The following is a 13,398-nucleotide window of genomic DNA, read 5'->3' on the forward strand; positions in this document are numbered from 1 at the left end:
CGCGTAAAAGTAAGAAAATGCTTGGTGGGAGGATGGCATGCAGGAGTTCGACGTCGTGGTCATCGGGGGAGGGTTGGCCGGACTCGTTGCCGCCACGGAAGCCGTAGATCGGGGGCTGACGGTAGGGCTGATCGACCAGGAAGGCGAACAAAACCTGGGTGGCCAGGCATTCTGGTCGCTTGGCGGTCTTTTCCTGATCGACAGTCCCGAGCAGCGGCGGATGCGCATCCGCGACAGCCTGGAGCTTGCCCGACAGGACTGGTTCGGGTCGGCGGCTTTCGATCGCACGGAAGATTTCTGGCCCCGTCAATGGGCTGAGGCGTATCTGCAGTTCGCGGCCGGTGAAAAGCGCAGCTGGCTCAGGAGCCAGGGCGTCAGTTGGTTCCCCGTCGTGGGCTGGGCCGAGCGCGGTGGAGGGCAGGCCCATGGCCACGGCAATTCGGTGCCGCGTTTCCACGTGACCTGGGGAACCGGACCGGGCGTGCTTGAACCTTTCGTCCGCCGTGCCAAGGCCGCGTCGGATGCTGGAAAGCTGTCGTTTCTGTTTCGCCATCAAGTCGACCGTCTGACCGTGACAAACGGCGTCGTGAGTGGGGCTTCCGGCGCACTGCTTGCCGGTGACGCCACACCGCGCGGCGGCACCAGTTCGCGTAATGTCGTCGGCGATTTCGAGGTGAGAGCCGGCGCTGTCATCGTGGCTTCCGGAGGAATCGGCGGCAATCATGATCTCGTCCGCAAGAGCTGGCCCGTCGATCGGCTCGGCCCGGCACCGAAGCACATGGTGGCGGGTGTACCCGCGCATGTGGATGGTCGAATGCTGTCGATCACCCAGGCGGCCGGCGGGGAGATCATCAATGGCGACCGGATGTGGCACTATACGGAGGGCCTGAAGAACTGGGATCCGATCTGGCCGAACCATGGCATCCGGATCCTGCCCGGTCCGTCCTCCTTCTGGTGCGATGCCGACGGCAACCGTTTCCCGGCACCGGCCATGCCGGGCTTCGATACGCTCGGCACGCTGAAGGCCATCCGGGCGCGTGGGCACGAGTATTCCTGGTTCATCCTCAACAAGGCGATCATCAAGAAGGAATTCGCCCTGTCCGGCTCCGAGCAGAATCCGGATCTGACGGGCAAGGATATTCCGCTGCTGCTGAAGCGTCTCGGCAAGAACCCGCCGGGGCCGGTGCAGGCCTTCATGGACAGGGGCGAGGATTTCGTCGTTCGTGACAATCTGGAAGACCTCGTCGCTGGCATGAACGAGCTTTCCGGCGAGCATCGTCTCGGCGTGCATCACGTCCGGACCCAGATCGAGGCGCGCGACCGGGAGATCGAAAACACCTTTTCCAAGGATGCGCAGGTCGTGGCGATCCGCGGCGCCCGCAACTATCTGGGTGACAAGTTGATGAGGACGGCAAAGCCGCACCGCTTGCTGGATCCCGCCGCCGGTCCGCTGATCGGCGTGCGCCTGCATATCCTCACCCGCAAGACGCTGGGTGGTCTGCACACGGATCTCGAAGGACGGGTGCTCAACCGGGAAAACAAGCCGGTGCCGGGGCTTTATGCGGCCGGTGAAGTCTCGGGCTTCGGCGGCGGCGGGATGCATGGCTACAACGCGCTTGAGGGCACCTTCCTCGGCGGCTGCCTGTTTTCTGGTCGTGTGGCGGGACGCAGCGTCGGGCGTTGAGGCTCGAACGACAGGACCCATGCGGTGGGTTGTTCAAAGGGCGGTGTCTGGGACCGCCCTTCTTCGTTTCGGATCTCGCCGTTTAATCCATCTGGACCTTGGCGTCCTTGACCACCGGCGTCCACTTGGCGATCTCCGCCTTCACATGCGTTGCCAGTTCCTCCGGCGAGGAAGCGACGATGGTGGCGGAGAATTCCTTCATCCGCTCGGCGACGCCGGGATCGGCCATGGCCTTGACAGCTGCGGCATTCAGCCGGTCGACAACCTCCTTCGGCGTGTCCTTCGGGGCAAAGAGCGCGTTCCAGGTATAGGTCTCATAGCCCGGCAGTCCTGCCTCGGCCATGGTCGGAATATCCGGGAAGGACGGCGCCCGTTCGGCCGTCGTCACGGCAAGCGCCCGCAGCGTGCCCGCCTTGATGTGGGCTGACGAAGAGGGGAGGTTGTCGAACATGATCGACACCTGGTTGCCGAGCAAATCATTGAGCGCCGGGCCGGATCCCTTGTAGGGGATGTGCTCCATGGTGACGCCGGCCATCGACTTGAAGAGTTCACCGGAGAGGTGCAGCGGCGTGCCGTTGCCCGACGAAGCATAGCTCCACTTGTCCGGCTCTGCCTTCAGGAGTGACAGAAGCTCCTCGACCGATTTTGCCGGAAGTTCCGGATTGACCACGAGCACGTTCGGCACGAGCACCAGAAGCGACACAGGGGTAAAGTCGGCTTCTGCGTCATACGGCTTGGACTTCAGGATGAGCGGGTTGAGCGCGTGGGTGGCGACAGTGCCCATCAGGATGGTGTAGCCGTCCGCATCGGCACGCGCGACATTGCCAGCGCCGAGGCTGCCGCCCGCGCCGGCAACATTCTGCACGATGACCTGCTGGCCGAGATCCTCGGACATCTTTTCGGCAATTACCCGGGCGACGACATCGGTCGATCCGCCGGCGGCAAAGGGCACGACGAGCGTTACCGGACGCTCGGGAAAGGCAGCGAATGCGTGGGCGGCGACGAGTATTCCGGCAAACAGACTGCCTGTGAAAAGCGATTTAGGAAACGACATGAGTACTCCTCCATCCAATGTCGAGCGTCGCTCGGACTGCTCCTCCAGCACCGGCGACGGGGCGCAGTGTGGCAGGCGCGGGCGAGCGTTCAACCGAAGGCAGCCAAACGGCTGATTGCATGGACGGCAGGTGAGGAAAGACGGGTGGAAACCCACCCATTCAGGGTCGTAGAACGGGTGGATTCCCACCCATGGGCAGGACTGAATTACTGCGCGGCGGCGGTGAAGTCGCGGCCACCCGTCTCGAACTGCAGGCGCGCGAGCTTGGCATAGAGGCCGCCCTGCTGAATGAGGCTCTGATGCGTGCCTTCCTCGACAATCTGGCCGTCGTCGAGCACAAGGATGCGGTCGGCCTTCAGGACCGTTGCCAGCCGGTGGGCGATGACGATGGTGGTACGGTCGCGCATCAGGCCGTCGAGCGCCTTCTGAACGAGAGTCTCGCTTTCGGCATCGAGCGCCGAAGTCGCTTCGTCAAGAAGAAGCAGCGGGGCATCGCGCAGGAGGGCGCGGGCGATGGCAATCCGCTGGCGCTGGCCACCGGAAAGGGTGACGCCGCGTTCACCGACGATGGTGTCAAAGCCGTTTTCGAGTCGTCCGATGAACTCGGTCGCCTGGGCCGCTTCGGCTGCTGCTTCGACCATGCCGCGACAGGCATCCGGGGTGCCGAAGGCGATATTGTCGTGGATCGACGCGGCGAAGATCGTGGTGTCCTGGGGAACGATGGCGATCCGGGCCCGCACGGCCTGCGGATCCGCCTCGCGGATATCCACGCCGTCGAGGCGGATGGTGCCGGACGCCGGGTCGTAGAAACGCAGGATCAGCGAGAAGATGGTGCTCTTGCCCGCACCCGAGGGGCCGACGATGGCGACCGTCTCGCCGTGGGCAACAGAGAAAGTCAGGCCGTTGAGCGCCGACTTGGTCTTGGCCGACGGATAAGTGAAGTGCACGTCCTCGAAGGCAATGCTGCCTTGGGCGGGGTCGGGCAGCGCCTTCGGCACGGCAGGTGCGGCAATCGCCGGATGTTCGGCGAGCAGCTCATGCAGGCGTTCTGCTGCCCCTGCGGCCTGGGAGAGTTCGCCCCAGACTTCCGAAAGCGTGCCGAGCGAGCCGGCGGCGATCAGGGAATAGAGGAGGAACTGGCCGAGCGTGCCGCCGCTCATGGTGCCGGCGAGAACACTCTGCGCGCCATACCAGAGGACGCCGACGACGCTGCCGAAGACAAGCGCGATGGCAACGCCGGTCAAAAGCGCACGGGAGCGGATGGCCGAGCGGGCCGCTTCATAGGCGCTTTCGACGGCGCCGAAATAGCGGCCGCGGGCGGCTTCCTCGGCATTGAAGGCCTGCAGCGTGCGGGCGGCACCGATGACCTCACCGGCATAGGACGAGGCTTCGGCCAGCGTATCCTGGGCGGCGCGGGAGCGCTGGCGCACCGAACGGCCAAAGCCGACCAGCGGGAAGACGATGACCGGGATCGCCGCCAGGACCATGATCGACAGCTTCGGGCTGGTCGCAATCATCATCACGACGGCGCCGAGACAGAGGATCGTGTTGCGCAGTGCCAGCGAGGCGGTAGCGCCCACGGCGGATTTCAGCTGAGTCGTGTCGGCGGTCAGGCGCGAGACGATCTCGCCGGACTGGTTGATGTCGAAGAAGGAGGGAGAAAGTTTCGTGACATGGGCGAAGACATCGCGGCGCAGGTCGGCCACCACGCGTTCACCGATGGTGATGACATAGTAGTAGCGAAGGGCGCTTGCGACCGCGAGCACGATCGCCATCACGATCATCATGGCGAAGTACTTGTTGATGAATTCGCTATCAGAAGCCTGGAAGCCATGGTCCAGCATGCGGCGGATGGCAATCGGCAGGGCGAGCGTGGTTGCGGCTGCTAGGCAGAGGAAGATCAGCGCGCCGGCTACCAGACCCCTGTAGCGCTTCAGATAGGGAAAGAGGCTGGTCAGGGGCTTCAGAGAGCGGCGTTTCTTGTCTGTGGTGTCGGCGTCCGAGGTCACTCTGTCATGCTCCTTCAGTGCCACCGAGCTTTCGCGCCATGGCACTTGTTATCCCTGCGCCCTTCATGTATAGGCACGGCATCGAATTGGGAAGCCGTAGCCCATAAGGACTGCGGCTTCATCTATTGAATAGGTCCTGCCGAGGCAATTGCGGCATTTGGACCCCACGGCACAGCAGGAATAGAACCATGAAGGCTGACATCCATCCCGACTACCACGTCATCAAGGTCGTCATGACCGATGGCACCGAATACGAGACCCGTTCGACCTGGGGTTCGGCTGGCGCCGTCATGAACCTCGAAATCGACCCGAAGTCCCATCCGGCCTGGACCGGTGGCAACCAGCAGCTGCTGGACCGCGGTGGTCGCGTTTCCAAGTTCAACAAGCGTTTCGGCGGCCTCGGCCTCTGATCGTTCGAACGATCCGCATACGCAAAAGCCCGGCCATTGTGCCGGGCTTTTTCGTTTCTGGCCTGCTAATGCTCTTCAATAGCTAGAGTTGGATCGCCTTGATGCGTTCCGCGATTTCTTCCAGTGCCAGATCGTGTTTCTGGGCCAGGACGCGGCCGAACTTTTCGAGATCGGCGATGTTCTTGGGCGTGGCATCGTCCAGCGCGTCATTCGCGCCGACCAGCGGTGCGTCGAGGCGGAAGTAGTTCAGGTTCGCCTTGTTGGCCAAGGTCACGACCGTGGCCCCCTCGGCGAAGGACGGCGGCTCTCGGTTGAGCAGCTTGTTGAGCTGATAGGAAGCAGTGCTCGACTGGCCCTGCATTAGGACGGAGATAAGCGGCGTATCGTTGGCGGGATTGATCCAGCCGCCGGCGCCCCAGCTTTTCGCCTGCTGATACGGGATCTTGCGGTTGGCAGAGCCCGTTCCGAGCGAGAGGATCACCATCTCGTCGCCATTCTCCCGCCAGCCAAGCTTCGATCCCTCGACATAGGCGGCCATGGCCGGGTCGTTGGCGAAGACCCCGCCATCGATGAGTGGGAGCATGGGCGTCTGGCCATGGGCGGTTTTCGCCAGGTCCTCCACCAGCGCCGGCTCGAAATAGGTCGGTGCTGCCGAGGAACCGCGCACCGCCTGCCAGACGTAGAATCGCTCATGGTCCTTGTCGGCATTGGTGATGAAGACTGCCCGACGTGCATGGATGTCATAGGCCGTAATCAGGACCTTGCCGAGCGCGTCCTTCACTTCCGTGCGCTTGCCCAGCATTTCGATCAGGATCTTTTCAAGCGCGTCGGCGCTGTAGCGCTCCTCGAACAGGCCCCCAAAATTGGCCATCTTGCGGAAGAGGCCGATATCGAAAATGTCCGGTCCCTTCTTCTTGTAGAGATCGAGCAGCGTCTTGGGATCAGCGGCCGGCTCCGTCGGTCTGCCGGGGCGAGGGCAGGTGAGACCCGCTGCGATGATCGCGCCTGTGGATGTGCCGGCGATCAGATGAAAGTAGCGATGCAGGGGCAGGGTCTTGCCGCGCTTGGCAAGCTTTTCGGTGAGAACAGTCAGCACTGCTGCAGGGATGACGCCCCGGATGCCACCACCATCGATCGACAAGATGAACTTCGTCATGAACACCTCCCGTTTTTCGGAGGGCTGAGTGTCGCATAATATTTAAAGTTGTAAATATGCCGGCCATGCAATCTTTGTCTTCCTCGGACGCATCAAAAAACCCGGCACAGCTTTCGCTGGCCGGGTTGAGATCGTGCAGGCTTCTTGATCAGCCTGCGTTGAATGCGGTCCGCAGAAGGTTGAGCTGGGCCTGGACGCTGTTTTCGTTGTCTGGCTGGAACTCTTCCTCATTCGGGCGATAGATTTCGCGGTCGAGCAGCGCAATGCGGTTCTGGAGGCGCAGAGAACGCTCGACCAGGTCGCGGAAGGCTTCCGGGAGGTCGTTCCAACCCGGAGCAGCGCGATCGACGTTGAAGCCGTCGAGACGAACCTTGCTCTTTTCGGAAAGAACCTGGTCGCGGCTCATCTCGCCGTTGTTGACGGCGCGCTGCAGCAGCAGCCAGGAGGCCATCTGCATCAGGCGGGTGGTCAGGCGCATCGATTCAGCGGCGTACAGCACGGAGGCCTGACGGGGCAGGACCTTGGCGGCGGCACGGCCAGGGCCATCCAGGTAGGCTGCTGTTTCCTCGACAAGACCCATGCCCTCGGCATAGGTCGCCTTGAACTGGCTGGACGCTGCCACACGACCGGCGAAGCTAACCGTATTCACACCGAGTTCAGACATTGATGTTTCCCTGTAAACGCATCACTTAGGCATGTAACGACAGCGCTACTAACTTGTTCCTGCCGCATTTTATGACGCTACGATGCTACCAATAGCCCAAATCCGCAAGGCGAAACTTAAGGAAGGGTTAATTCCCACAATTTCGTGAAACCTTTGCCGTTTCGGGAAAAAAAAGAGCCGCAAATGCGGCTCTCAAGGTAAAACAGGGAGAAATCAGAAGGATCTTTCAAATGCCAGAACCAGCTGAGCCCGGAGGCCGGGGTGATCTCAGTTTCCCTCAAAAGGCCTAACGTATAGTAAACGCCAAGATGAAAATTGCCTCAGTTCAAGACGTCATGGGGCATTCTTCGAATATTGACGGCTATACTCTGGGGGCGAACAGGCTGTCGGCCGCCTTGCGACCGGCTTCCTTACGATCGATCTCCGCCCTGATTCGCGCAATTTCCGCCTCCAGCAGCGCAATGCGATGTTGCAGTTCATCAGACGAGATAGCCGAGAGATCGCAGCCCAATTCGTGGTTTGTCGAGCGCTTGCGCGGTTCTTCATCAAGGATCATGCGTGTGCCTCCTTGCGCATATCATCGCCGAGATCATCCTGTTCCGGCAAGGGGGCTGCGCGCGGATCGAGGCTGAGCCCTTCCGGCGTGCTGCTCATGGGCGAAGCCGAGATCGGCAGGTTCGGCACGTTCTCACGATCGGCGGCCGGGATCGCCGCGCGTGTGCGGCTGCGATAGATGGCGTAAGCCGAGATCAGCAGGTGTGAGATCGCCGTTACCGCAAAGAGAGCATGAGGTCCGGCAGCCGTCATGACGGGGCCGCCAAGCGTCGGGCCGATGATCGTGCCGATGCCGAACAGCAGGAGCAGGCCGCCCGAGACCTTGACGAACTCGTCCGACTTGGCGAAGTCGTTGGCATGGGCAACGGCGATGGGATAAAGCGCATTTGCCGCTGCTCCGTAACTGCCGACGAGCACGAAGATCCAGAGCGGATCGGTCGGAACCAGGAAGACCAGGCCGAGGGCGGCGAAAGCTGCAAGTGCGGAAAGCGCCGCCAGCACGTAGCGGCGGTCGATGCGGTCGGAAAGTTTGCCGGCCGGGAACTGCATGATGGCGCCGAGGAATATGGTCACCGACAACAACAGGGCGATCGTCGAGGGATCGAGCCCCGCCCGGGCTCCGAAGACAGCGCCGAGTGTTCCATAGGCACCGTTGGCAATGCCGATCAGCAGTATGCCGACGAAGGAGACCGGCGAATTGCGGTAGAGCAGCGGCAGGTCGAGCTTGATGGATTTGAGCGGCTGGGGAGAGGCTGCAGTCGACATCAGCGTCGGCAGGACGGCGAAACCGTAGACGATCCCGCACACCATGAAGAGGATCGTCGTCTGGGGATCGAGAGGACCGACCAGCATCTGGCCTGCCACGACGCCGATCAGCGTGATGGAGATATAGAGCGAGAAAATCATTCCACGGCTCTCATTGGTCGCGCGCTCGTTCAGCCAGCTCTCGATGATCATCGAGGTGCCCGCAGTGCAGAAGCCGGTGATGACGCGCAGGGCGACCCACCAGGTTGCGTCGACGACGATGCCGGTCAGAAGCGCGTTGACCGAAATCAGGGAGACGAAGGTCGAAAAGGCACGGACATGGCCGACCCGCATGACCAGCTTCGGTGCGACGAAGCAGCCGAGTACGAAACCGGCAGCCCAGGTGGTGCCGAGCAGGCCGAGGACCTCGTTGGAATAGCCCTCGGCCGCGCCACGCACCGGCAGGAGTAGGCCATGCAGGCCGTTTCCGAGGAACAGGAAAAGCGTGCCCAGGAGCAGGGCCATTACCGGCAGAAGGTTGCGTCTCATGGTATTCTTATCGATTGGTGTGGATGGCGCCTCGAATCGGCGCGTGCAGGCTAAGGCCACAGTAGACCGATCTTCCTACCGTTGTCTGAATGTGTCCTTGGTGCTTGCAGGGACAGGTTCTGGCGGGCAAAAGTGACGGTCATGTGGCTGCAAGGCCTGCAAAGAGCTGACGACGTCATTCCGCGTCTGCGCTCCACAAGGAAATATGATGACGAAGGCCATTTCCGCTTTTCTGATCCTTGCCATGATCGTGCAGGTGATCAAACCCCTCGGCCTGCCAGGCTTGCGCAAACGCAGCGACTTCTGGAAGCTGGCTGTCGTCGCCTTCGTCACGTGGTCGGTGACGCTGCTGATCAGGCCTTAGGGAGGCGAGCGCCGCGTCAGTTCGCGGCGCCGGCTTTCTCCGTGCGCCATTCGGGCAGGGGAAAGACGCGGTCGTAGACCCAGTTAAAGACGAAGGCATAGATCAGATAGAACAGCGCAAAGGCCACGTCCATGACGAAGGCCTGCCAGAGGCTGATCTGGAGATACCAGGCGATGAAGGGCATCAGGATCATCAGCAGACCGGCTTCAAAGAGGATGGCGTGAATGACGCGCACCGGAATGCTCTTCAGTGTCGTCCCGGTGCGGCGGCGCAGCACGTGATCGAAGCCCAGATTGTAGAGGTAGTTCCAGATGGTGGCCAAAGTGGCGCCGGCAACGCCAACAACGCCAATGTCGGCGGCAGGCATCGAAAACGCGATGCTACCGAGCGGCACGACGAGCGCTAGGCCGATGAGTTCGAAGCTGATGGCGTGACGGATACGGTCTGCGGCAGTGCGCATGTTCTTCCCTCCGGGAAAACAGGCGGGTCGTCCCGCAAACATCTTGCCCATTTTGGGGGAGGTCGTCCTCGAGCGCTGATATAGTCAGTGAGGGTTGATCCGGCAAGACGTCTTTGCTGAAGTTTTCGGCATTTGCGCAAGGATTGGGCTCGGTTCGTTCTTTCAGATCAGCAGTTCGCCGCGGGTCACGAGAACTGAGCTTCCGCTGATGTCGACCGTCTCGAAGGCTCCGTTCCTTGTCCGCACGGTCAGCTCGATCAAGCTGCGACGCCCCATTTCGACCCCCTGTTCGATCAGGAGGCGTCGCTCCTCAGGTGCTGTTTCGATTGTTGTCAGGAAAGCTCCCAGTGCTGCGGATGCGCTGCCTGTCGCCGGATCTTCGGCGACGTTGTCGAAAGGGGCGAACATGCGGGCGCGCAGATGATCCCGGCCGACAAAGGTGTAGAGGAAGGTCGCGCAATCGCAGTCTTCGTCGGCATGAGCCTGCCTGAGGGAGGTCAGCGGGTCGAGACGGGGGGAGGCGCGGGCCAGAGCGTCGAGATCCTTAACTTCGATCAGGATGAACTTCAGCCCGACCGAGGCAAAGGTCGGCAGGTGCCGGCGGGTTTCTATGTCCTCGGGTGCCAGGCTGATGCAGGGTGCCATTCCCTCCGGCGTGACAGTCGCGCCGCTGACCAGCGGGCCAGGTGCACGGATCGTCGTTGCACTGACCCCGCCGGCGTCGTCGCGGGAAACGGAGACCTCAACCAGTCCCGCCTTCTCCTCGAAGCGGATCCGGTCGCCCACTGGATTGCCGAACAGTGTCCCTTGTGTCGCGAGGACGTGGGCTGTGCCGACATTGGGGTGTCCGGCAAACGGCACTTCGGTTACCGGCGTGAAGATGCGGACCTCGGCGGTGTTGTCGGGGTTCTGCGGTGGCAGGACAAACGTCGTTTCGGAATAGCCGAATTCGGCAGCGATATCCTGCATCTCCTTGTCGCTCAGCCCCCGCGCATCTGTCATCACGGCCAACGGATTGCCGGTGAAGCGAGTTTTGGTGAAGACGTCGATGGTGACGAAGGGGACGCGGCGGGGCACGTTGTGCATGATCGCTCCAGAGGCTTTTCTATGGTCCCCTGATAACGCAAAAAGCCCGGCGCGTAGCCGGGCTTTCGTGTCCTGATGACAAGTTGGAAGTCCTGCAGCGCCGCTTACTCTGCGGCCATTGCGCCGGCCTTTTTCACGCTTGCGGCGTAGATCTGGTCGATGGTCTCGCCAATGCTTGCGTTGAACTCGGCATCGCTCATGGATACGCGAAGCTTCTCGGCCAGTGCGCGAGAAAAGCTCGCGATCATGCCGTGGTTGTGGCTCAGCTTCTCACAGGCGTCGATCGTGCTGTAACCGCCGGAAAGGGCAACCACGCGGACAACCGACTTGTGGGCCACCAGCGGCGCATAGAAGTCGTCGACCGTCGGAATGGTCAGCTTGAGCATGACCTTGTCGGACGCTGGCAGCTTGTCGAGCTCGCTTGCGATCTCGTCGCGAAGAATGGCTTCGGCCTCGACCTTGGTCGGGCTCTTGATCGAGACTTCGGGCTCGACGATCGGAACGAGCCCCTGGCCGATGATCTGACGGGCGACTTCGAACTGCTGGCGGACGACGGCAGCGATGCCAGCCTTGTCGGCGTGAGCGATGACCGAACGCATCTTTGTGCCGAAGATGCCCTTCTCGCGGCCGCGGATCAACAGCGCATCGAGTTCAGGCATCGGCTTCATCTTCTGAACGCCGTTCTCCTCGTCCAGGAGACCCTTGTCGATCTTGAGGAAAGGCACGACGCCGCGCTTCTGCCACAGGTAGGAGGGAACAGGCTCGCCATCCACGTCACCGTCCATCGTGCGTTCGAAGAGGATCGCGCCGATCACCTTGTCGCCGGTGAAAGCCGGGGCCTTCATGATGCGCACGCGCATCGCGTGGATCAGGCGGTACATTTCGTCATCGCCCTGGTAGTCGGTTTCGGCGATGCCATAGAGACGCAGTGCGCCGGGCGTCGATCCACCGCTCTGGTCCAGTGCGGCGATGAAGCCAGGTGCCGAGTTGATCTTCTCCAACATTTTCGCGTCCACCATATCTCACTCCTATCCCTGAACATGGCGCGGTCGCGCCGCTATTTTGTCAAGTCTGGTGACGACATCTGCAGCCGTCCCGGTCACTCCCTGACCGCTTTCGACCCTCTGGGGCCTTCATGACTTCGGCGATAACAGAACTTCTGCGAAGGGAAAATGGGCTGCTAAGCTATTGAAACGATTGAAATCATTTCAATCGTTTGAAAATTCAAAGATTTTTAAATCCGTTTCAAACGGCACGAAACTTGCGACGCCGAGATGTCCGATCAGGCCTGTCTCGACCTTTGGAGAACCCGAGCCAAGCTTTAGAGTTCCCTGCGATGGGAATGCTAGCATCCAACGTCGATCGGCCCAATGACGCTTATGACAAAAAAAACCGCGTGCCCGAGGACACGCGGCTCAAGAATGCCTGGGATGCTCCCACAAGCGGATCAGCCCTTGGTAAGGACCGCGACGCCCGGCAGTTCCTTGCCTTCCATCCACTCGAGGAAGGCGCCGCCGGCTGTCGAGACATAGGAGAAGTCGTCGGCGACTTCGGCATGGTTCAGCGCCGATACGGTGTCGCCGCCACCGGCGACGGAAACGAGCTTGCCGGCCCTGGTCTGTTCGGCGGCATGTTCGGCGGCAGAGACCGTCGCCTTGTCGAACGGGGCGATTTCGAAGGCGCCGAGCGGGCCGTTCCAGACGAGCGTCGCTGCCTTCGAGATCCAGCCATTGATCAGCTCAACCGACTTCGGGCCGACGTCGAGCATCATGGCATCGGTAGGGATGGCGTTGATGTCGACGGTTTCATTGGCGGCATTGGCCTTGAACTCGCGGGCGACGACGCCGTCGACCGGAAGCACGATCGAGCAGCCGGCATTCTTCGCGGTTTCCATGATCGAGCGGGCGGTGTCGGCGAGGTCATGCTCGCAGAGCGACTTGCCGACATCGATGCCCTGGGCGGCGATGAAAGTATTGGCCATTCCGCCGCCGATGACGAGTGCATCGACCTTGGTCACGAGGTTGGAGAGGAGGTCGATCTTGGTCGAGACCTTGGCACCACCGACGATGGCAACAACCGGACGGGTCGGCTGTCCCAGACCCTTTTCCAGGGCTTCCAGCTCTGCCTGCATGGTGCGGCCGGCATAGGCCGGCAGGTGATGGGCAAGGCCTTCCGTCGAGGCATGGGCGCGGTGGGCTGCGGAGAAGGCGTCGTTGACATAGATGTCGCCGTTCTTGGCAAGCTCGGCCGTGAATTCAGGCGTGTTCTTCTCTTCGCCCTTGTGGAAGCGGGTGTTTTCGAGAAGCAGGATATCGCCGTTTTCCATCTTTGCGATGGCGTCGGCGGCCGGTGCGCCGATGCAGTCGGACGCGAATGCGACGCGCTGGTCGAGCACTTCCTCGACGGCAGGTGCGATCAGCGACAGCGACTGGTCGGCGACCGGCTCGCCCTTGGGGCGGCCGAAATGAGCCAGCAGGATGACCTTGGCGCCCTTCTCAGACAGTTCGAGGATCGTCGGCGCCACACGCTCGATGCGCGTGGTGTCGGAAACCTTGCCGTCGGTGACGGGAACGTTGAGGTCGACGCGGACAAGCACCCGCTTGCCTGCGATATCGGTGAGATCGTCGAGTGTCTTGAAAGCCGGCATGGAATTACCCGTCTTG

13 protein-coding genes are annotated in these 13,398 nt (G+C 61.7%); 3 read left to right on the top strand and 10 right to left on the bottom strand.

From position 1 onward, the window contains the following. Positions 1-37 precede the first annotated feature (37 nt). Positions 38-1,684, top strand: a complete 1,647-nt coding sequence (locus H6M51_RS05495) for an FAD-binding dehydrogenase (RefSeq protein ID WP_185808869.1) — start codon at positions 38-40, stop codon at positions 1,682-1,684. 82 nt (positions 1,685-1,766) lie between these two features. Here H6M51_RS05495 and H6M51_RS05500 read toward each other — a convergent pair whose 3' ends face one another. Both H6M51_RS05500 and H6M51_RS05505 read right to left on the bottom strand, forming a co-directional pair. Further along, positions 1,767-2,738 carry a tripartite tricarboxylate transporter substrate binding protein gene (locus H6M51_RS05500; RefSeq protein WP_185808870.1) on the bottom strand — a complete coding sequence of 324 codons (972 nt, stop codon included), beginning with the start codon at positions 2,736-2,738 and terminating at the stop codon, positions 1,767-1,769. 206 nt (positions 2,739-2,944) lie between these two features. Next, complete coding sequence (locus H6M51_RS05505; RefSeq protein ID WP_185808946.1) at positions 2,945-4,747, bottom strand: ABC transporter transmembrane domain-containing protein; 1,803 nt, start codon at positions 4,745-4,747, stop codon at positions 2,945-2,947. Between the two features lie 188 nt (positions 4,748-4,935). On the opposite strand from H6M51_RS05505, the gene rpmE reads away from it, so the two are divergent. Continuing rightward, positions 4,936-5,157 (top strand): 50S ribosomal protein L31, encoded by a 222-nt coding sequence (gene rpmE / locus H6M51_RS05510; RefSeq protein ID WP_185808871.1) that lies wholly within the window; start codon positions 4,936-4,938, stop codon positions 5,155-5,157. 82 nt (positions 5,158-5,239) lie between these two features. Here rpmE and H6M51_RS05515 read toward each other — a convergent pair whose 3' ends face one another. From H6M51_RS05515 to H6M51_RS05530, 4 genes are all read right to left on the bottom strand, one after another. After that, positions 5,240-6,313 carry a patatin-like phospholipase family protein gene (locus H6M51_RS05515; protein WP_185808872.1) on the bottom strand — a complete coding sequence of 358 codons (1,074 nt, stop codon included), beginning with the start codon at positions 6,311-6,313 and terminating at the stop codon, positions 5,240-5,242. Positions 6,314-6,461: 148 nt separating this feature from the next. Continuing rightward, entirely contained in the window at positions 6,462-6,977 is a 516-nt protein-coding gene (locus tag H6M51_RS05520) for a DUF1465 family protein (protein ID WP_185808873.1), read from the bottom strand. Positions 6,978-7,338: 361 nt separating this feature from the next. Then, entirely contained in the window at positions 7,339-7,533 is a 195-nt protein-coding gene (locus H6M51_RS05525; protein WP_185808874.1) for a DUF1192 domain-containing protein, read from the bottom strand. Continuing rightward, positions 7,530-8,825: an MFS transporter gene (locus H6M51_RS05530; protein ID WP_185808875.1), complete on the bottom strand. Its 1,296-nt coding sequence runs from the start codon at positions 8,823-8,825 to the stop codon at positions 7,530-7,532. Before H6M51_RS05530 ends, H6M51_RS05525 begins: the two co-directional genes overlap by 4 nt. A 208-nt stretch (positions 8,826-9,033) precedes the next feature. Between H6M51_RS05530 and H6M51_RS05535 the strand changes: the two genes are divergently transcribed. Then, positions 9,034-9,189 (top strand): hypothetical protein, encoded by a 156-nt coding sequence (locus tag H6M51_RS05535; protein ID WP_185808876.1) that lies wholly within the window; start codon positions 9,034-9,036, stop codon positions 9,187-9,189. Positions 9,190-9,205: 16 nt separating this feature from the next. On the opposite strand, the gene H6M51_RS05540 is transcribed toward H6M51_RS05535, so the two are convergent. From H6M51_RS05540 to H6M51_RS05555, 4 genes are all read right to left on the bottom strand, one after another. Beyond that, on the bottom strand, positions 9,206-9,649 hold the full coding sequence (locus H6M51_RS05540) for a PACE efflux transporter (RefSeq protein WP_185808877.1): 444 nt from the start codon (positions 9,647-9,649) through the stop codon (positions 9,206-9,208). Between the two features lie 162 nt (positions 9,650-9,811). Beyond that, on the bottom strand, positions 9,812-10,735 hold the full coding sequence (locus tag H6M51_RS05545; protein ID WP_185808878.1) for a PhzF family phenazine biosynthesis protein: 924 nt from the start codon (positions 10,733-10,735) through the stop codon (positions 9,812-9,814). Positions 10,736-10,839: 104 nt separating this feature from the next. Next, positions 10,840-11,754, bottom strand: coding sequence for a fructose bisphosphate aldolase (locus H6M51_RS05550; RefSeq protein WP_185808879.1), 915 nt, complete (start codon positions 11,752-11,754; stop codon positions 10,840-10,842). A 428-nt stretch (positions 11,755-12,182) separates the two neighbouring features. Next, positions 12,183-13,382, bottom strand: a complete 1,200-nt coding sequence (locus H6M51_RS05555; RefSeq protein ID WP_185808880.1) for a phosphoglycerate kinase — start codon at positions 13,380-13,382, stop codon at positions 12,183-12,185. Between the last annotated feature and the right edge of the window lie 16 nt (positions 13,383-13,398).

Source organism: Rhizobium sp. AQ_MP (assembly GCF_014237835.1).
Classification (GTDB): Bacteria; Pseudomonadota; Alphaproteobacteria; order Rhizobiales; family Rhizobiaceae; genus Allorhizobium.